Consider the following 17956-nt stretch of genomic DNA (forward strand, 5'->3'; position numbering starts at 1 on the left):
TATTTTTATTTGAAGTATTCAACACCGTTTTTGAATATATTGTGGTAATTCGCGGTTGGTATGTTCTTCATAAGACCGTCTGTGAAACGTTCCGGGTGTCCCATTCTTCCGTAGATCTTTCCACATGGGCTGGTAACTCCTTCAATTCCGAATAATGAGTTATTGGGGTTGAAAGGCATTCCGTGGGCGATGTTTCCATCAAAGTCTATGTATTGGGTAGCGATCTGTCCGTTTTCATACAATTTCCTTATCTCTTCTTCTGAAGCTATGAAACGTCCTTCCCCATGAGAGATTGGAATCGTGAAAGTCTGATCTTTCATTCCTTTTAACCAAGGGCTTTCGTCATTCACCACTTTTACGGTTACCATTTGAGAAATGTGTCTTCTGATCGCGTTGTGAGCTAGGGTTGGAGAGTTTTCATCCAAATCTTTGATTCTGCCATACGGCAATAGTCCTGATTTAACCAAAGCCTGGAAACCATTACAGATACCGATGATCATTCCGTCTCTGTCTAATAACTCGTGAACGGCATTTCTCATCTTCTCGTTTTTCAACATGTTAACAATGAATTTTGCAGAACCGTCCGGCTCATCACCTGCGGAGAAACCTCCTGAGAATGCTAAAATCTGAGATGTTCTGATTTCTTCCACCCAGGCATCTATGCTTTCTTCCAGCAACTGGTGATTGATATTGATTAAAGGTAAACTGCTTACCACAGCACCTTCTTTCTGGAATGCGTTCAATGTATCATACTCACAGTTGGTTCCCGGGAACACCGGAGCAAAAACTTTAGGTTGTGCAATTCCGTGTTTTTGAATGATGATATTTCGTGGGTTGATAGAGTTTGATTTCTCATCAATTTCAACCGTGATCTTTTCTTTTTCTACTGTTGGGAAAAGGTTTTCGAATGTACCAGTAAAGCTGGATTCGAGATTTGAAATTTGAAATTTGAAATTGTTGATGGTTAAAATCTCATCCGCAACCACATTTCCAATCAACTGAATTCCTGCTGAGCTTAATTCTTCTTTTGATTCGATGATTAAACTACCGATATTTTTAGCCAGCAATGTATTTTCATCCACATTGATTTCTGCTCCTAATCTGTTTCCGAAACTCATTTTTGCCAATGCTACGGCAACACCACCCTCTTTCACTGTTTTTACAGAAACGATTTTTCCTGCTTTAATATTTTCAAAAATAAATTCAAAAACTTCTTTTAAAGCTTTATAATCCGGAAGTCCGCTTTCTTGTGCAATATGGTTGAAGAAATATAGTTTGTTTCCTGCATTTTTCAATTCAGGAGAGATAATATTCTGTTTTTCTCCGTTGGCACAGGCAAAAGAAATCAGTGTTGGCGGTACGTTCAGATCCTGGTAGGTTCCACTCATTGAATCTTTACCTCCAATTGCCGCTAAACCAAGGTTGATTTGTGCATCATAAGCTCCTAGTAAAGAAGCCAGAGGTTTACCCCATTTTTCTGGAACCTGTCCTAATTTTTCAAAATATTCCTGGAAGCTTAATCTGATATTTTTATAATCTCCTCCCATAGCAACGATCTTCGCCACACTTTCTACAATGGCGTAAGAAGCTCCTAATAAAGAGTTTTGTTTTGAAATTTCAGCATCAAAGCCCCAGCTCGCCAAAGAAACGGTTTTAATATCTTTAGCTCCCAGGATAGGCAGCGTCTGAACACTTCCTTCCATTAGAGTCTGCTGATATTTACCTCCTAAAGGCATTGCTACCGTGGTTCCTCCTACTGAAGAATCGAACATTTCCAATAGTCCTTTTTGAGAGGCTACGTTTTTATCTTTTAAAGCGTTCAGGAAGTTTTCTTCCGTGAATGCTTTGGTTTCTTCTTTTACTTCTCCAAGATGGTTGATTTTTACCGTCTGGGATTTTGAACACCCGTTGGTATCAAGAAATGCTCTTGAAAGGTCTACAATTTTGTCTCCTTTCCAGAACATCTGCATTCTTCCTGAATCTGTCACTTTTGCTACTTCAACGGCAACAATGTTTTCAGCTTCACAGAATTTGATGAACTGCTCTTTATCTTTCGGATCTACAACAACAGCCATTCTTTCCTGAGATTCGGAAATCGCCAGTTCTGTTCCGTTTAATCCTTCATATTTTAATGGTAATACATCAAGGTTTACTTCTAAAGAGTCTGCAATTTCACCAATCGCTACAGAAACGCCTCCTGCTCCAAAGTCATTTGATTTTTTGATCAGCTTTGTTACTTCGGAATTCCTGAATAATCTCTGGATCTTACGCTCTTCTACGGCATTTCCTTTCTGAACTTCTGAGCTCATGGTATGGATAGAAGTTTCATCCTGCTCCTTTGAGCTACCACTTGCTCCACCAACACCATCACGACCTGTTGCACCTCCTAAGATGATAATGGAATCACCTTTGGCAGGCTTTTCACGTCTTACCCAATCTACAGGAACGGCTCCGGTTACGAAACCAACCTCCATTCTTTTTGCCTTGTAGCCTTCATCATAGATCTCAGAAACCATGGTTGTAGCCAGACCAATCTGGTTACCATAAGATGAATATCCGTTGGCAGCCTGTTTAGTAATCGTTTTCTGAGGTAGTTTTCCCGGTAATGTTTTATCTACAGATTCTAAAACGTCTGCTGCACCGGTCAATCTCATTGCCTGGAAAACAAAAGATCTTCCTGATAAAGGGTCTCTGATTGCCCCTCCCAAACAAGTTGATGCCCCTCCGAAAGGTTCAATTTCCGTCGGGTGATTGTGCGTTTCATTTTTGAATAATAAATACCAGGGTTCTTTTTTACCGTCGTATTCTGCTTCAATCTGAATGGTACAAGCATTGATTTCATCAGAGATGACAAGGTTATCAAGGTTTCCGGTTTTATGGAAATATTTACCGCATACTGTTCCCAGATCCATTAAAGAAATTGGTTTCAGCTCACGGCCTAAAAATTTTCTTTTTTCGATATAATCATTGAAAATGGTTTCCAATGTATGTTTGAACTGTCCTTCAAAACTGATATCTGACAATTCTGTTTCAAAAGTAGTGTGACGACAGTGGTCGCTCCAATACGTGTCTAAAACTTTTAATTCAGTTTCCGTAGGGTTTCTCTGTTCGGTTTTAAAGTATTCCTGAATGAATTTCAAATCATCCAGCCCTAATGCAAAACCGTGATTATTATAAAAACGTTCAAGTTCAGCATCATTAAAGTTGATAAAGTTTTCGTGAACGATCACTTTTGAAGGCACTTCATCTGCCGGAATATCCAGTATAGACAAGTTTTTTTCCTGAGATTCTACCTTATTGATCAAAAGTTCTTTGATGGTCACCAAATCGGTATCCGAAACTCCTTCAAACTCGATCAGCTTTCCACTTCTTACTTTTGATTTTTCATTTTCCGTCAATAAAGCGATACATTGTTGTGCAGAATCTGCTCTCTGATCGTATTGACCGGGCAGAAACTCCATTCCGAAATGGATGCTCTTTGCAGGGTTTTCTGAATGTAAAATATCAGTAACAGGGTCTACGAAAGTATTATTTACTACTTTTTCAAATTCTCCGTCATTCAAATTGAAAATATCATACACATTGTAGACTTTTACGCTTTGAACTCCCGGTACAACCGCTTTTACTTCATCAAAAATTTTTGGACTTTCAACATCGAAAATTCCTCTTTTTTCTACGAAAATTCTTTTGTTTTGAGACATTAGATGTCAGATTTTATTTAATATTAGATTTATTTTCTTTTTACTTTTTCTGAGTTCAGAGCATTTATACAAAATGTTGTTTGTTACCTCATCTGTACGAACAACTCTTTTTAGATATTCTTATCCGACTCCCATTTTGAGTACAAATTTAATCTTTTTCCTTTCTTTAACCTCGATCTTTTTCCTATAATGCTATTGTCAGATTATTATGGTCTGTTCCATCGGTATTAGTCGCTGTTTTGGGTGCTCTTGTCCACCCATCTTTATTGAATACAAATTTAAACGGATATGTTTTTCCTTTTTCAAATCTGGAGACAGGAATTTCCAGTTCAAAATGATCATTTCCTTTTTTTATCATCTGATATTCTTTATCTTCCGGATTCCAGTTATTGAAATCTCCGGCTACTGCGATTGTATTGATAAGGTCCGCATTCAAATTCTTCGGATGGATATAAGAAAAAATGACTTTATTTCCCTTCACCGAATACCCATATACCTGCTTTTCTTCTGGTACCGAAATTAAATCATCAACTAAATCTGACGCTGTATTATACAACACGTCAAAGGTTTGTGGGCCGCTGATATTGACAATCAGACAAATACCGATATTTAACTCAGGATATATGGTAAACCATGTTTGTGTTCCATAAGAGCCACCATGTTTATATGCTGTTTTTCCTTTATCACTTATATAATACTGATCCCAGAAGTACCCGTTCCAACCTTTTTTACTGTTGTCAATATTTCGTTGTGATTCCTGTACTATTTTATTTTTTGAATCAAGTTCTTCTTGTAGAAGCTTCACCATATCTTCCATGGTCGATTTGGTTTTGGCTCCTCCCGCTCCCCACAACTCACTTTTTGAAACCGGCATCAGACGATAATTACTGTGATAACCACTTGCCTGAACTTCATTTTTATCTAATTGTAATTTGGTATGATTCATTCCTGCTTTTGAAAAAATATTTTCTTTTAAAAGGGTTTCATAACTTTTTCCATATATATTTTCAAGCATCATCCCTGCAAGTTCCAGACTCAGGTTGCTGTATCTGTATTTTATTCCCGGTAGTGTATCTAGTTTAACAGTTGCCAGGTCCCTTTTAAAATCTTCTTTTGTATAATTTTCATTTAATTTGTTATACAGAAAGGGGGTTTCATCTGTCATATTTTTCCTTAATGCATCATCATTAGGAAGGTTTCTTGGCAATGCTGTCCGAAAAGAAATCATATTTTTCACTTTTACCGGAACTCCTTTGTATTCCAGATTTGGATATGATCCTTTCAGGTATTTACGAATGTCGTCATCCAGATTTACTTTTCCTTCCAGTACTGCCTGTGCCAGTAATTGCCCTGTCAGAAGTTTTGTAACGGAGGCTATTTCAAAATAGGTATGATCATCTGCTTTATTTCCGTTTCCCTTATCTATTTCCCCAAAGTGTCTGGTGTAGACTTTACCGTTTTTCACAATACCTATAGAAACCGAATAGGCTCCTGATTTTTGTGCTAATTTTCGGGCATTGGTATTTATTATCGAATAAACTGTCTGATCATTTTGTGCATGATTTTTCACAAACATCAGAACAAATACAAGTAATAAGAGATTTTTCATGGGTATAGTGTGCTATTAGTTGTTCAGTTTATTCGGATGATTAGGATGTTCTTTTTGAAATTTTTCTGCTTGTTTCATTTCATCTTTTAACCATTTTTCAAAAGGCACTTTTTTCTCGTTATAATCACCTATTCCATAAAATGTTTTTCCATCTTCCGATACAAGGAATTTAAAACGATAAAACAGGTTCAATTCTTTCTTCCTGTAGTCGTAGGTATTTACCTGGTAGTAAGGAAAATTTTCTTTCGGTCTTTCTACAATTTCAAAAAACAAATTCTTTTCGGCATCAGAAAGCTTATTATAAACATTGACATGGTGTATATCAGAAAGCTTTTTAGTCTGTTTATAAAAAAACTGAAGGATATTCTGTTCTTTTTCATTGTATTGAAACGGATTCGGATAATACTTACCGTTCACCTCTACATCTTTGTCTGAATATTTTGCCAGTGGCTCTACAGTTTGCCCCTGGGTATTCATAACACCCCATGTTCCTCCTACAATTGCCTTATGTTCGTCGTCTGTCTTTTCCCAATCGCAACCATCACAAAATGCTGCATATCCATAATTAAACGGTGAAACAAAATCATGTATCGGTTCAATACTAATTTTTCCATTTCTGTCTGCAAAACCGATTTTTCCATTTTTAACCAATCGTCTAAGTCCTTCAGAAAAATAATCCGGGCCATTGTCGTATAAAAACGGACGGTAAAGAAAATTTCCTTTTCGGTCATAAATATAACCCCAGGTATTTTTTTCAGGCTTTTCGCCATTTTTTTCACCATCAAATAAAATGGTTTCTCCTTCGACAGGATCTCCGTCTTTGAGGTAGGCAAAAATTCTAAACTGTGCAGGAACAATGATTTTCCCTGCTTTATTTTTAACTCCTACCAGAGAATCTTTGGATTTAAAATATCTTAAAACTTCTTTTTGTTGGGAAAAAGAAATGATGGGTATTAATACAATGGTTAAAAGCGATTTTTTCATATTAATTGGGTAGAAATAAAAAATGCAGCCCGAAAGGACTGCATATCATTTATACTTTAAGATCAGCTTCTAATCCTATAAGATCTTTATTATCATCCAGAATCGGCTGAACTTCATTTTTAATGAACTCCTCCGTCTGAATCGGTGCAAACCCTATAAAGTTTTTAGGATCCAAAACTTCTTTTAATTTTGATTTGTCTAATTTTAAAGAATCATCATTTAAAATCCTTTCGATCAGGTCATTTTCTTTACCTTCTACTTTCACCTTTTTGGAAGCTTCCATAGAATGTACTCTGATCACCTCGTGAATTTCCTGACGGTCACCACCGGCTTTTACTTCTTCCATGATAATGTATTCTGTTGCCATGAAAGGAAGTTCTTCTTCAATATGTTTGTTGATTCTGTTCGGATATACAACAATACCGTTCATAATATTGTTCCAGATCAACAGGATTGCATCTACTGCTAAGAATGCCTGAGGAATAGTCAATCTCTTGTTTGCAGAATCATCCAATGTTCTCTCAAACCATTGCGTAGAAGCTACCATTGCTGAACTTGTTGTCAGAGACATTACATATTTCGCCAATGCACCGATTCTTTCGCTTCTCATCGGGTTACGCTTGTATGCCATAGCAGATGAACCGATCTGGTTTTTCTCGAATGGTTCTTCAATTTCCTTAAGGTTCTGAAGTAAACGTAAGTCGTTGGTAAATTTATGAGCAGATTGAGCGATGTTTCCTAATAAGGCAACCACTTTAGCATCAATTTTTCTGTCGTATGTCTGTCCTGAAACTCCGAAAACTTTCTCAAAACCAAATCTTTTTGAAAGTTCTTTGTCCAGGTGTTTTACTTTGGAATAATCTCCGTTGAAAAGTTCAAGGAAACTTGCAGCAGTTCCTGTTGTTCCTTTTACTCCTCTGAAACGTAATGTTTCAAGGAAGAAATCAAGTTCTTCAATATCCAGCACCAGACTCTGTAGCCAAAGTGTAGCTCTTTTTCCAACAGTTGTCAGCTGAGCAGGCTGGAAATGGGTAAATCCTAAAGTCGGAAGGTCTTTATATTGAATAGCAAAGTCTGCTAATCCTTTCATAACGTTCACCAACTTTTTCTTTAAGATTAAAAGTCCGTCACGAATTTGAATCAAGTCTGTGTTATCTCCTACAAAAGCTGAAGTAGCTCCCAAGTGAATAATTCCTTTTGCTGAAGGGGCAACGTCTCCATAGGTATGAACGTGTGCCATTACATCATGACGGAATTTCTTTTCATACTCTGCTGCTTTATCATAATCGATATTTTCAGCATTCGCTTTCAATTCAGCGATCTGCTCTTCTGTAATTTCAAGACCAAGGTCCTTTTCAATTTCAGCTAAAGCGATCCAAAGCTTTCTCCAGGTACGAAATTTGTTATTGTGTGAGAAATTAAATAACATTTCTTCACTGGAATAGCGCTCTTCCAATGGATTTTTGTAGGAATTCATTCGTTCTTTTACTTTTTAGATGTACAAAAATACGGTTTTTCGGTGAGAGATGAAAATGCTGTTTTTATGATTTTTCAACTAAATTTTGTTGATTTTACATAGATTTTCATTTATACTTTTGCCTTGAAGCAAAAGTATACAAAAATTCAAGACTGGAATCATCCGCTAAAAGTTTAAATTGAATCCTAAAATCCCCAAACTCGCATGGATCATGTGGTTCTGCTTCGATTCTAAATTCCAAGCCATGCTCAGACAATGGGAATTTTTTAACGGATTAAATTTAAATTTTCTTAACGCTCCTAATTCCCAGGTCGAGTATTGGCACCATGATATTCAATCTTATCCTTTTATAAGCTTAACATTGAATTGTTACCATCAGAAAAGCCAGAAAAGCTCCTAATACAGCTATAACAGTTCCAAGCACATTCAACACCAAGATTATAAATTTACTTCTTAAATCATTGAAGAATGTTGCTATTGCAGGAATAATAAAAATATTCGAAATCATTAATAGTAGAGAAAAGTTCATTCCTCCTTCAAAAGGAGAGAATCCTTTTTTAATGATGTATATATTCACTGCTATTATAAAAACATTAAGAATAATAGTACAGACAGCAAGTTTAAGATTTGTTATGTATCGCACGAAAATTGTCTAATTAAGGCCACAAAATAACAAATAAATGGAGTAAAATTATATAGATGTTTGTTAATTTATACTTTTGCCTTGAAGCAAAAGTATACAAAAATTCAAGACTGGAATAAATTATAAAAATAGGCTATCCCATTTCTGAGATAACCTTTTTTACTTTATTTTTATGAATCGGATTAATCAATAAGTCCACACTGTGATCCTATTGCGATACATTTTTTGACGAATGAGCACCAGAAATATCCTGGCAAACACATTGGGATACCTCCCTGAACGGTTTTCAATTCTCTTTTTGAAAGTTTTCTTAGGTTTTTCATAATAACATTTTTTGATTTTTTTCCTACTCTCTATGCTTTTCGGATTACGCTTTAATTTGGTAACACCAAGATACATAATTTTCATAAAAAAATACATAACCTACTAAAATTAAATTAATTACCTATTTAAAACAAGAAATAAAACAGCTCCTATCTTCGTTCATCAGCTCTATCTATTTTAGCCTAGTTCCAATTGATTCTTTACAAGATGGTAGTAATTCGCCTTGTTATTCACCAATTCCTGATGACTTCCCTGTTCTACTATTTCACCCTTTTTGAGAACAACGATGTTATCGGCATTTTTAACGGTAGAAAGTCGATGGGCAATAATAATAACTGTTTTCCCTTTGAAAAACTCCTGCAAATTATCGTGAATCACTTTTTCATTGTCCGCATCCAATGCTGAAGTAGCTTCGTCAAACAAGATAAAATGAGGATCTTTATAAACAGCTCTTGAAATTAGAATCCTTTGTTTTTGTCCACCCGAAATACCGTTACCTGAAGCTCCTATCTTTGTATTCAAACCTAGAGGCAATTCATCTACAAACGATTGTATATTGGCAATATGCAAAGATCGTTTCATCTTAGATTCATCTATGATCTCATCACTGGTTCCAATATTTCTCTCAATTGTATCAGAAAATATATAGCCATCCTGCATTACCACCCCACAATTTTTTCTCAGTTCACGCGGTGAAATTTCTTTAAGGTTGGCATGATTAAGATAGATATCTCCTTCTACCGGATCATAGAATTTCAAAAGCATCTTCATTAATGTAGTCTTACCGCTTCCACTTGCTCCTACAATAGCTGTAATTTTTCCTTCCGGAATAAACATATTAATATTTTTGAGAACATATGGAGACTGAGGCCCTTCGTACTGAAAAGAAACATTTTTAAGATAGATTCCTCTTTCTATACCGTTTTTCTTGGCATATTTTTCATGAGTAAGATCAATTAATCCTTCTGATTCTTCTTCCGCATGCTCATGTACTTCATTTAAACGAACCAAGCTTAACTTCGCATCTTGTAACGACCTGAAAAAATCTACCAACTGATTGATCGGTGAATTCATTTGCCCTATAATATAAGAAACACTCAGTAGGGCTCCCAAGGTCATATGTCCTTTTACAACAAATGAGGCAGCCAGAAAGGTAACGATAATGTTTTTTAATTGGTTGATAAATTCGAATCCTGAAAGCTGCATCTGATCGATCTTTAGGAATCTCATATTTATTTTAAAGAGTTTCTGCTGTATTTTTTCCCATTCTTTTCGTTTAAAATCTTCAAATTGATTAATTTTCATTTCTGATACTCCATTAATCATTTCGTAGATAATTTCCTGATTTTCTCCTCTCTTTTGGAATCGGTAGTAGTCCAGCATTTTCCTTTTTTTAAGCCATATTACCGACCATAATACAGATAAAGCAGTTAATACCAAGTACACCAACAGTATTTTATAATCATAATAAAATAACACCCCAAAAAAGACAGAAAATGTGATAATAGAGAAAAAAGTCAGCAAACTATTTGAAGTTAAAAACTGTTCTATCCTTTCATTATCTGCTATTCGTTGTGAAAAATCACCAATCATTTTACTATCAAAAAAATTGATCGGAAGTTTTAAAACTTTCTGTAAAAATTCTGAGATAATATTGATGCTAAGGTGAGTTCCTATATACAGCATCAGCCAGTTTCTGAAGATATTGATGATAATTGACCCCAGAAACACTCCCAACTGGGCGAGAAGTATGATAAAGATAAAATTAAGATTCTTTGCATTCACCCCTTTATCAATCAGAGCTTCGGTAAGAAATGGAAAAACCAGAGTCAGAGCACTTCCTACCAATAATAGCAAGAACATGGTAAAGAGTTGTTTTCTGTAAGGTTTTACATATTTAAGAAGATGCTTAGTCGTTAATTCATCTACAGCGGGAGGAGCAAGGTCATGAAATTTCTGTGTAGGATTGACGAAGAGTGCGATTCCCTCATGTTCGTCAGAGCGCCATAATTTTTCAAATTCACTTTCGGATAAGCTGATTAATCCATAAGCAGGATCTGCCACTTTATAGGTTCTCTTTTTTGTCCAGATAGATTCTTTGACATCGTAAAGAACGACAAAATGCTTTTTTTTCCAATGCAAAATGCATGGCAAAGTACCATGATCATTGAGGGTATTTATATTTATTTTTGACGCAATGGTTTCTACGCCAAGCTCATCGGCAGCCTGTCTGATACTAAGCAAGGATACTCCTTCTTTAGAGATATGAGATAGCTTTCGCAAATATTGGATCGGATAATCTTTTCCCAGAATATTAAGAACCATTTTCAAACATGCCGGTCCGCAATCCATCCTATCGTGTTGTGGTGTGAACTTCATACTTTATTAAATTTCATTTTCCCGATTCTTTCTTTATAAAACTTATGCAGAATATTGTATATCAAAAGTTCATGTGCTCTTGCATTGGCTTTGATATACCTGTTAACATGCATATGGATAATACTGTCAATGAACTCTCTCTTCCGGGGGCTCAGATGTTTACAGATTTTTTTTATTTTCAAAAATCTATTTTCTGTTATATCATGATAATCTGATCTTTCTATGATTGAAGACAGAAGATTCTGATGATCTCTGAATTTTCTGTCCATCTGTTTCTTTATATTTTTATCAACATTAAATTCATCATTAAACCTGGCCGCCAAACTCTCCAAAACAGATAGTTTTTCATCATCACTAAATTCAAAGGCATCCAAATATTGATTAATTGTCTGACACGCAATCATCCACAATCCAACATCCTGTTTTTCTGAATGGGACTCTAAAATATCAGTTACCAGCTCACTGTCATAGTAAAATATTTTTTCAGCATGATCTATCATATTGTATCCATATCTTTCCAGTTCACGATCATAGGTTGACAGCTCAACTTTCCATATACTTCCATTTTCAATATAATTTCTAATGTTCAAATTGAAGGATGCTATAATGGATCCCACTTCCTCTGCCGATGTGATTTTCATTCTGAATCTTATATGAAAATCAGGGTCATTATATCTTATAAAAAACCATTCTTTTATCAATTTTCTGTTAATAAGATCTTGTGCTAACGGCTTCAAACAAGAGATCAGAATTTCATCGGCGATTTTAACACCGGTATATATTTTGTAGTACAACCACTCATCTCCGGGAATAAATTTTTCACGAGTGGCATCGTCTGTGATCCTGTGAAGCGAAGAATTTATCTTAAAATCTTCATTTTTTAATGATAAAATTATTTCATTCGCGTAGTTGTCTTTTTCTATATCATAAATACATTCTTTTACATATACATTTTTATGTTTTTTCAATTCTTCAAACAGAATTGAGGTAAGAAGATCATTGTTCTGATCTATAAGAAATGTGTTATCACCCTGTACAAGATAAAAATACCTTGGCACTTTATGATCATTCAGGTGTTCTAATAAAGAATCATAACTTCCGGAAATATCATCTATACTTATTTTCCAGGTGGCAGCTGATAAGATAAGGTCTTCTCCACAAGTGACTCTGGGGAAAAACTTGAATACGGCATTATTGGCTTTTCCAAAGTTCATGAACAGATACGATGAATGATCCTGATGTTGAAAATCGCACAAAAATTCATAAATAGGCAATGCATTATAATTGTAATTGTGCGCTGTGGAATTGTAGATTTTAATTTCTTTATTATGTTTTTTACTAAAAAGAATAATCCTGTTGTTCCAGACTTTAATGTAAATGTCATCCAGACTTATTTGTTCCGTATTTTCCGAACCGGTGGTCAAAAAAGAAACTTCATAGCTGCGTTTCACATTTCTGGCCAGAATGTTCCCTACTCTGTCGTCCTGAACATGTAACAATTCACAATGTAAAATATTGTCATCAGCATTTTCATATTGAACAATTTCTGAAGCCAGTTCTTCAACCTCCTTATCCAGGTTTGAGAATCTTCCAATAAGGTTGATCGCACTATTATTACCAATGCTTTCAATAATAATTTTATCTCCGGCCTTATTATACATTGCTGAAAAGGAAGCCGGTAAGTTTTCTACTTTGGTTTCCGAAAATGCAGAAAGGTCAATATTTTCGAGATCAAGCGCTTTATCTTTATAACGAGAAGCTTCTATAAGTTTTGTTCTCCAAAAATTGTGTAACTGATTTTGGTAGGTAAGATTATTGGTTGAGCTGGCAGCAAAATTCCACTCGATATCATCAATCAGATCAGAAAATGTACTGAAAACGTTATTATCCTGCTTATATCCGATTCCTGTTTCATTATCCAAAGCGGTCGTTAATGGAATTGCCTTATCCTCATATCTTTTATAAAAGGTTTCTTTAAATTTTTCCAGATTTTGCTTACTTCCGGTATTTTCTGCATTTTGGGTCAAATGGGAAAATATATTGATTGCTTTTCTTATTTTTTTTAAATCTTCGTTTGAAGGCTTTACAGGAGAAGCTACTTTAAGATTTGAGTTGATGACTTGTTTTTTGTCGTACTGAGTCTGTATAATCTGATCAATATTTTCGTAGACTGAATTATAAATCTTTGTTGTATCACTGAATACCTGCTCATCTAATTTTCGAAAACCAGCTAGCATAGCAGAAAGATTGTTATATATTTCTTCAAATTTTGCATCATATTGCAATTCTGTATTGTGGTCTTCCAAGAAGTTAAAAATCTGAAGAAGAGGGTGAGTTTCGTTAATACAAACGTCCAGATTACTTACAATAACCTGGCTATCAATAAGACCTGAAATATACATCTGTATGTCTTCCTCAGTTACATCTTCTACATTTTCATCAATAAATGCTGCTATTTCTCTGACAGATCTTGGGGTAGCACAAAATGGAAAAAGAATATTCAAAACCTCATCTTCCTCCAAGGATGTAAGGACATGTTCTCTTTTACCATTTAATTTTATTTCGATGTATCTGTACCCATTCCCTGATTTATATAATGAATAATTGGGTGTATATTTTAGAATATTTTGTACTGATGGTAAACTGTTAAGCAGACGAACGATTTTGAATACTATAGAAAGATCCAATGTTGTGTATCTCTTATATTCCTGATCTGAACATTCTTCCTCAGCATTGATTTTCGCCAGAGAATATGCAGAAAATAATCCAAACGGAGTTGATCTGGAAACAGATCTGATATAATATTTAAGCAGGGAAAGACCTATTTTTTTTTCTTCCTTTTCCGGCAATCTTTTAAAAAAAATAATCTTTTCCCATTCAGCATATAATTCAGATGAAGCGACATAAAGAGCATCTCTGAACTGCACATTATTCCATAAGTTTTTTATAAAATCATATAGATTCGTATGGCTATCTGGGACATCATTATATTTTTCCAGTTGAAACAACGGAGTTCTTATAAATGCAGTATTGAAGAAGCTTATTTTCATAATATTTAAACGCTAAGAGAAAATTTCTCGCTTATTTTTTTTAAATTATTTATTTTTTCATCATTTGTTGGGGCAAGATCATAAATGATGAATTCGTGGATTCCAAAATCCTGCTGCCATTTTTGAAGTAATTCCTGCAAAGTATCAATCGTTGATGGGATGATAATAAATGGATCTACAGAATTCTTTTTAGCTTCCATTTCTAAATTTTCAACTTTTTCTTTAGCCACCGAAAGAGTATCTTCCAAAATGATTGCTAAAGAAATCGTTAATCCAGGTTTTCTTTCGTGAATTGAATAAAACTCTTGACTTGATCTATTGATATGATCCTTATCAAACCCTAGATTATGAATATCCTGTCCAAAATTGTGAAATACAGATATGCAATGATTCATATTGATATCTACGGTCTTATGAAAAGTATTAAAGCTTGTAGAAAGATGCCATAACTCGGGTTTCAATCCTTTATAAGGAGGGATTAAAACTGATTTTGATTGTAGATTTTCTTCTTCATTTTCCAGTAAATCAATTATTTCCCTGAAATTATCCTGAAACTTACTAAAGTTATTATTCCGATCTACATTGCATGCATTCTGAATATAAGTACTATCGGGAATTCCTTTTGAAAGCCCTAATGCGATACGATCATAAAACAGATTATTCAACAGCTTGTAAGTAGAAACCGTTGCATAAGGAGTATACAAATTGATCGATGTGCCGGCTGATGCAATTTTTATTCTTTCTGTAGATCCTGCAATTAAAGAAATAAGAATATCAGGATTGGTATACGGATGATTTTGAATGTGGGTATAATGATGTTCTGCCAGCCAAAATCTTGAAAATCCGTAATTCTCTGCTTCAACTGCATAATCGATAATCTCGCTGATACTTGTTACAGAATCAGAAGTTTCCCGATACCCTAAATCAATAATGCCTAATTTAATTTGTAAATCTTCCATCTCTTATGTTAAAAATTCAAAATAATTACTATTCTCATAAGTTCCTTCGAGAACCACTAATGCTCCTGTTTTCCCATATAACAAGGACAAATCTCTTATAGCAAACTCCTGATCTTTAGCTTCCTCAAGAAACTCCAGCGTCTTGTTTTTCCATTCTTCACACTTTTCTTTATAAATGTCCAGAGGATCTAGCTGATGAAGTTTGTGATATAAAAATGCAAGACCTGAACTGCCATGACAAAAATGCTCATCTTCTACCCCTGTCACAGTCGAAGGGCTTCTTTTAGTCGTTTCCAATCCTATTTTTTGAGAAAGACCTATATACTTATCATTGTCTAAAAGCTTTCCTGCTTTCAACAGATAGTAAGCGAAAGTAAGATCACTATTACACCATGCCAGCCTGTTGTTTTGATGTTTAATGAATTGATCATCCTTGATATGGATAGAATGGTATTTATAAATATGTACATTTTCAGCGATGTAGTCCTCATTTAAATTATCGATAATATAGTCTAAAAGATTTTCTATACCTCTGCGAACTACAGGATTCTCTCCAAAGATCAGAGTATAATCGATATATGTTTTTATAATTCCTAGATACCCATGTTTTAATCCCAAATTATATCCTTGTGTGTATGGGTTATCACATATAGTGTAGAATGAATTATTAAATTTTTGTAGTGATTGTATAATCCGGTCTGCTTTTTCCGGAGTAGCCTGCCAATGCAAAAAGTACTGAAGGTTTCCAAAAGGTCCGCCCAGATAATCAAAATAATTATTGGCTATCATCTCCAGACTATTTTCTAAAATGATCTCATCAATAGTGTTTAACTGATCTTCAAAGTCTTCTGCATCCAGAATATTCTCCGCGATCAATAATTTTAAGGTAAACGCAAGCCCCGTTAAACCGTCAATAAAAGTTGATTTTTTATATAAATTCTCTTTAGTTTCATGTTCCAGATTGGTAAAGATTACTTCCAGTAATTCAACAATTTTATCAAGATAAATCTCGTCTTTCGTATGTTTATAGCATACTAGAAAGTAATTGGCAACATTTAGTTTTCCAAGAGATATATCGTCATTCAATGTTGAAAAATCGAAGTTTAAAAATTTTTCTTTGTAAATATCTGCAATATCTGTGTGCAATAAATTATCATATATCATATCCGAGTAATCTTAAAAATGAAGGGGTAGATTTCTTGTTATTCAGCAGGTTTATACCTATACCGGCTAATCCCTGAGAAAGACTAAGTTGGGCAAAATCATATGTTCCGTTAAAGTAGGTATTATAGCCCGCCCATTGACTATTCTCATTTCCTAATTTGAGGATCTCATGATACCAATGAACTTCAGCTTGCTTAAATACATCCATTCCATATATTTCATGAAAATGGGCAAAAAGTAAATTCAGGCCTGAAGCTCCATAGATAATATTGGCATCTTTGATAAATTCTTTGTGCGGATCCCTGTAAAGAGCTGCATTTTTTAATATTTCTAATCCTTCACTAATCAGAAAATCGTCTTCAAATTTCTTTCCTGTTTCTGTAATGATATAGCCAATCCCAATATCACCGTAAGTAAAATTATGATATCCCAACATGTCTTCAGTAAAGGCATTTTGAGGAAACATATTAATCTGACCATATTTTTTTTGAGATAAAATGAAATTGATGGCTGAGTAGATCATTTCCTTACATTTATCTTTATGAAGAGCAGTGATGGTATAAAGTTTCAATAAAAATGATACAATTCCCGCACTACCATGATGAAGGTTGAGTTCAATATTTTTTTCACCTCTTAAATCAAACTCCCAGTAGATCATATCTTCATTCAATCTGATACTTTCTTGCTCAATCAAATTGAAAATTTCCAATAATATTTCAGTCTGGTCACTGTCTGTTGAACGTGATAAAAAATAGGTTCCCCCGGTCAATGCACCTGAAATATTGTCAAGATTCTTATTGTTGATTTCTAATCTGGTAATTTCAAGAACGATCTGATCAAATTCCAGCATAAATTCATCCTCTTTCAATACATTATGATGGGTAAGAAATTGAAGATACAGTCCTAGCTGAATGATATCTGTTTTGGTTGTAAAACTGGTATAATCTCCATCTAATTTCTCTATACATTCTTCTACTATTTCCAAAGAAAGATTTAAAGAGTATTCATCCTTAGAATCCAAAAAGCAGTAATAATAAAATAATGACAACCCCAAAATCCCATTGGAAAGGCCAATGCCTTGTAATTTTTCCTTACTTTTTTCCAGACAGCTTTTAATGCTGCTTATTTTATCGTACAATTTATCTGAGCTTACATCCATAGTATATTTATAAAAAAGAGACTGCTCTTAGACAGTCTCTTCCAGGAAACTTAAAAAGTATTCTTAGTCTTGTAATTTTGTTGGCACCTTAGTGTTGTTATTACAAGATCCACCAACGCATGAGAAAGCAGCTGCTCCTCCTTTGATGCTCTTAATTTGCTCGTCTTGTAATTTACTGATTGCTTCTTTGTTGATTTGAAGACCTTTGTTTAATTTTAACTTTTTCATAATGGTTGATTTAATGATTTAAAATGGTTTTATTTAAACAAGAAAGAGATTGAGAAATCAATCCCTTTCTAAATAATAGTTTTAATAGACTATGAAGGGTCTTGTAGCTTAGTAGCTTCTTTTGTATTGTTATTACAAGATCCACCTACACAAGAAAAAGCTGCTGCTCCCCCTTTGATGCTCTTAATTTGTTCGTCTTGTAATTTACTGATTGCTTCTTTGTTGATTTGAAGACCTTTGTTTAATTTTAACTTTTTCATAATGGTTGATTTAATGATT

Annotated in this window: 13 protein-coding genes; all 13 read right to left on the bottom strand. The window is 34.4% G+C overall.

Going from position 1 to position 17956, the window contains the following annotated elements:
• Nucleotides 1–5 precede the first annotated feature (5 nt).
• Nucleotides 6–3701 carry a phosphoribosylformylglycinamidine synthase gene (locus EG342_RS21105; RefSeq protein WP_103289545.1) on the bottom strand — a complete coding sequence of 1232 codons (3696 nt, stop codon included), beginning with the start codon at nt 3699–3701 and terminating at the stop codon, nt 6–8.
• Nucleotides 3702–3885: 184 nt separating this feature from the next.
• A complete protein-coding gene (locus EG342_RS21110; protein WP_103289548.1) occupies nt 3886–5310 on the bottom strand; it encodes a serine hydrolase in 1425 nt (474 codons plus the stop codon).
• 15 nt (nt 5311–5325) lie between these two features.
• Nucleotides 5326–6294 (bottom strand): WG repeat-containing protein, encoded by a 969-nt coding sequence (locus EG342_RS21115; protein WP_103289550.1) that lies wholly within the window; start codon nt 6292–6294, stop codon nt 5326–5328.
• Between the two features lie 49 nt (nt 6295–6343).
• Nucleotides 6344–7771, bottom strand: a complete 1428-nt coding sequence (gene purB, locus EG342_RS21120) for an adenylosuccinate lyase (protein ID WP_103289552.1) — start codon at nt 7769–7771, stop codon at nt 6344–6346.
• A gap of 355 nt (nt 7772–8126) precedes the next feature.
• On the bottom strand, nt 8127–8348 hold the full coding sequence (locus tag EG342_RS21125; protein WP_103289557.1) for a hypothetical protein: 222 nt from the start codon (nt 8346–8348) through the stop codon (nt 8127–8129).
• 248 nt (nt 8349–8596) lie between these two features.
• A complete protein-coding gene (locus EG342_RS25240) occupies nt 8597–8737 on the bottom strand; it encodes a bacteriocin-like protein (RefSeq protein ID WP_164465214.1) in 141 nt (46 codons plus the stop codon).
• 178 nt (nt 8738–8915) lie between these two features.
• On the bottom strand, nt 8916–11117 hold the full coding sequence (locus tag EG342_RS21130; protein WP_103289562.1) for a peptidase domain-containing ABC transporter: 2202 nt from the start codon (nt 11115–11117) through the stop codon (nt 8916–8918).
• Nucleotides 11114–14167 carry a lantibiotic dehydratase gene (locus EG342_RS21135; RefSeq protein WP_103289566.1) on the bottom strand — a complete coding sequence of 1018 codons (3054 nt, stop codon included), beginning with the start codon at nt 14165–14167 and terminating at the stop codon, nt 11114–11116. Before EG342_RS21135 ends, EG342_RS21130 begins: the two co-directional genes overlap by 4 nt.
• Nucleotides 14168–14172: 5 nt before the next feature.
• Nucleotides 14173–15126 (bottom strand): LLM class flavin-dependent oxidoreductase, encoded by a 954-nt coding sequence (locus EG342_RS21140; RefSeq protein ID WP_103289569.1) that lies wholly within the window; start codon nt 15124–15126, stop codon nt 14173–14175.
• 3 nt (nt 15127–15129) lie between these two features.
• Nucleotides 15130–16290 (bottom strand): lanthionine synthetase LanC family protein, encoded by a 1161-nt coding sequence (locus tag EG342_RS21145; protein WP_103289570.1) that lies wholly within the window; start codon nt 16288–16290, stop codon nt 15130–15132.
• Nucleotides 16280–17449 (bottom strand): lanthionine synthetase LanC family protein, encoded by a 1170-nt coding sequence (locus tag EG342_RS21150; protein ID WP_103289571.1) that lies wholly within the window; start codon nt 17447–17449, stop codon nt 16280–16282. Before EG342_RS21150 ends, EG342_RS21145 begins: the two co-directional genes overlap by 11 nt.
• A gap of 63 nt (nt 17450–17512) precedes the next feature.
• On the bottom strand, nt 17513–17677 hold the full coding sequence (locus EG342_RS25245) for a class I lanthipeptide (RefSeq protein WP_164465215.1): 165 nt from the start codon (nt 17675–17677) through the stop codon (nt 17513–17515).
• A gap of 89 nt (nt 17678–17766) precedes the next feature.
• Nucleotides 17767–17937, bottom strand: coding sequence for a class I lanthipeptide (locus tag EG342_RS25250; RefSeq protein ID WP_164465216.1), 171 nt, complete (start codon nt 17935–17937; stop codon nt 17767–17769).
• Nucleotides 17938–17956: the final 19 nt, after the last annotated feature.

It is taken from the genome of Chryseobacterium lactis, from assembly GCF_003815875.1.
Taxonomy (GTDB): domain Bacteria; phylum Bacteroidota; class Bacteroidia; order Flavobacteriales; family Weeksellaceae; genus Chryseobacterium; species Chryseobacterium lactis.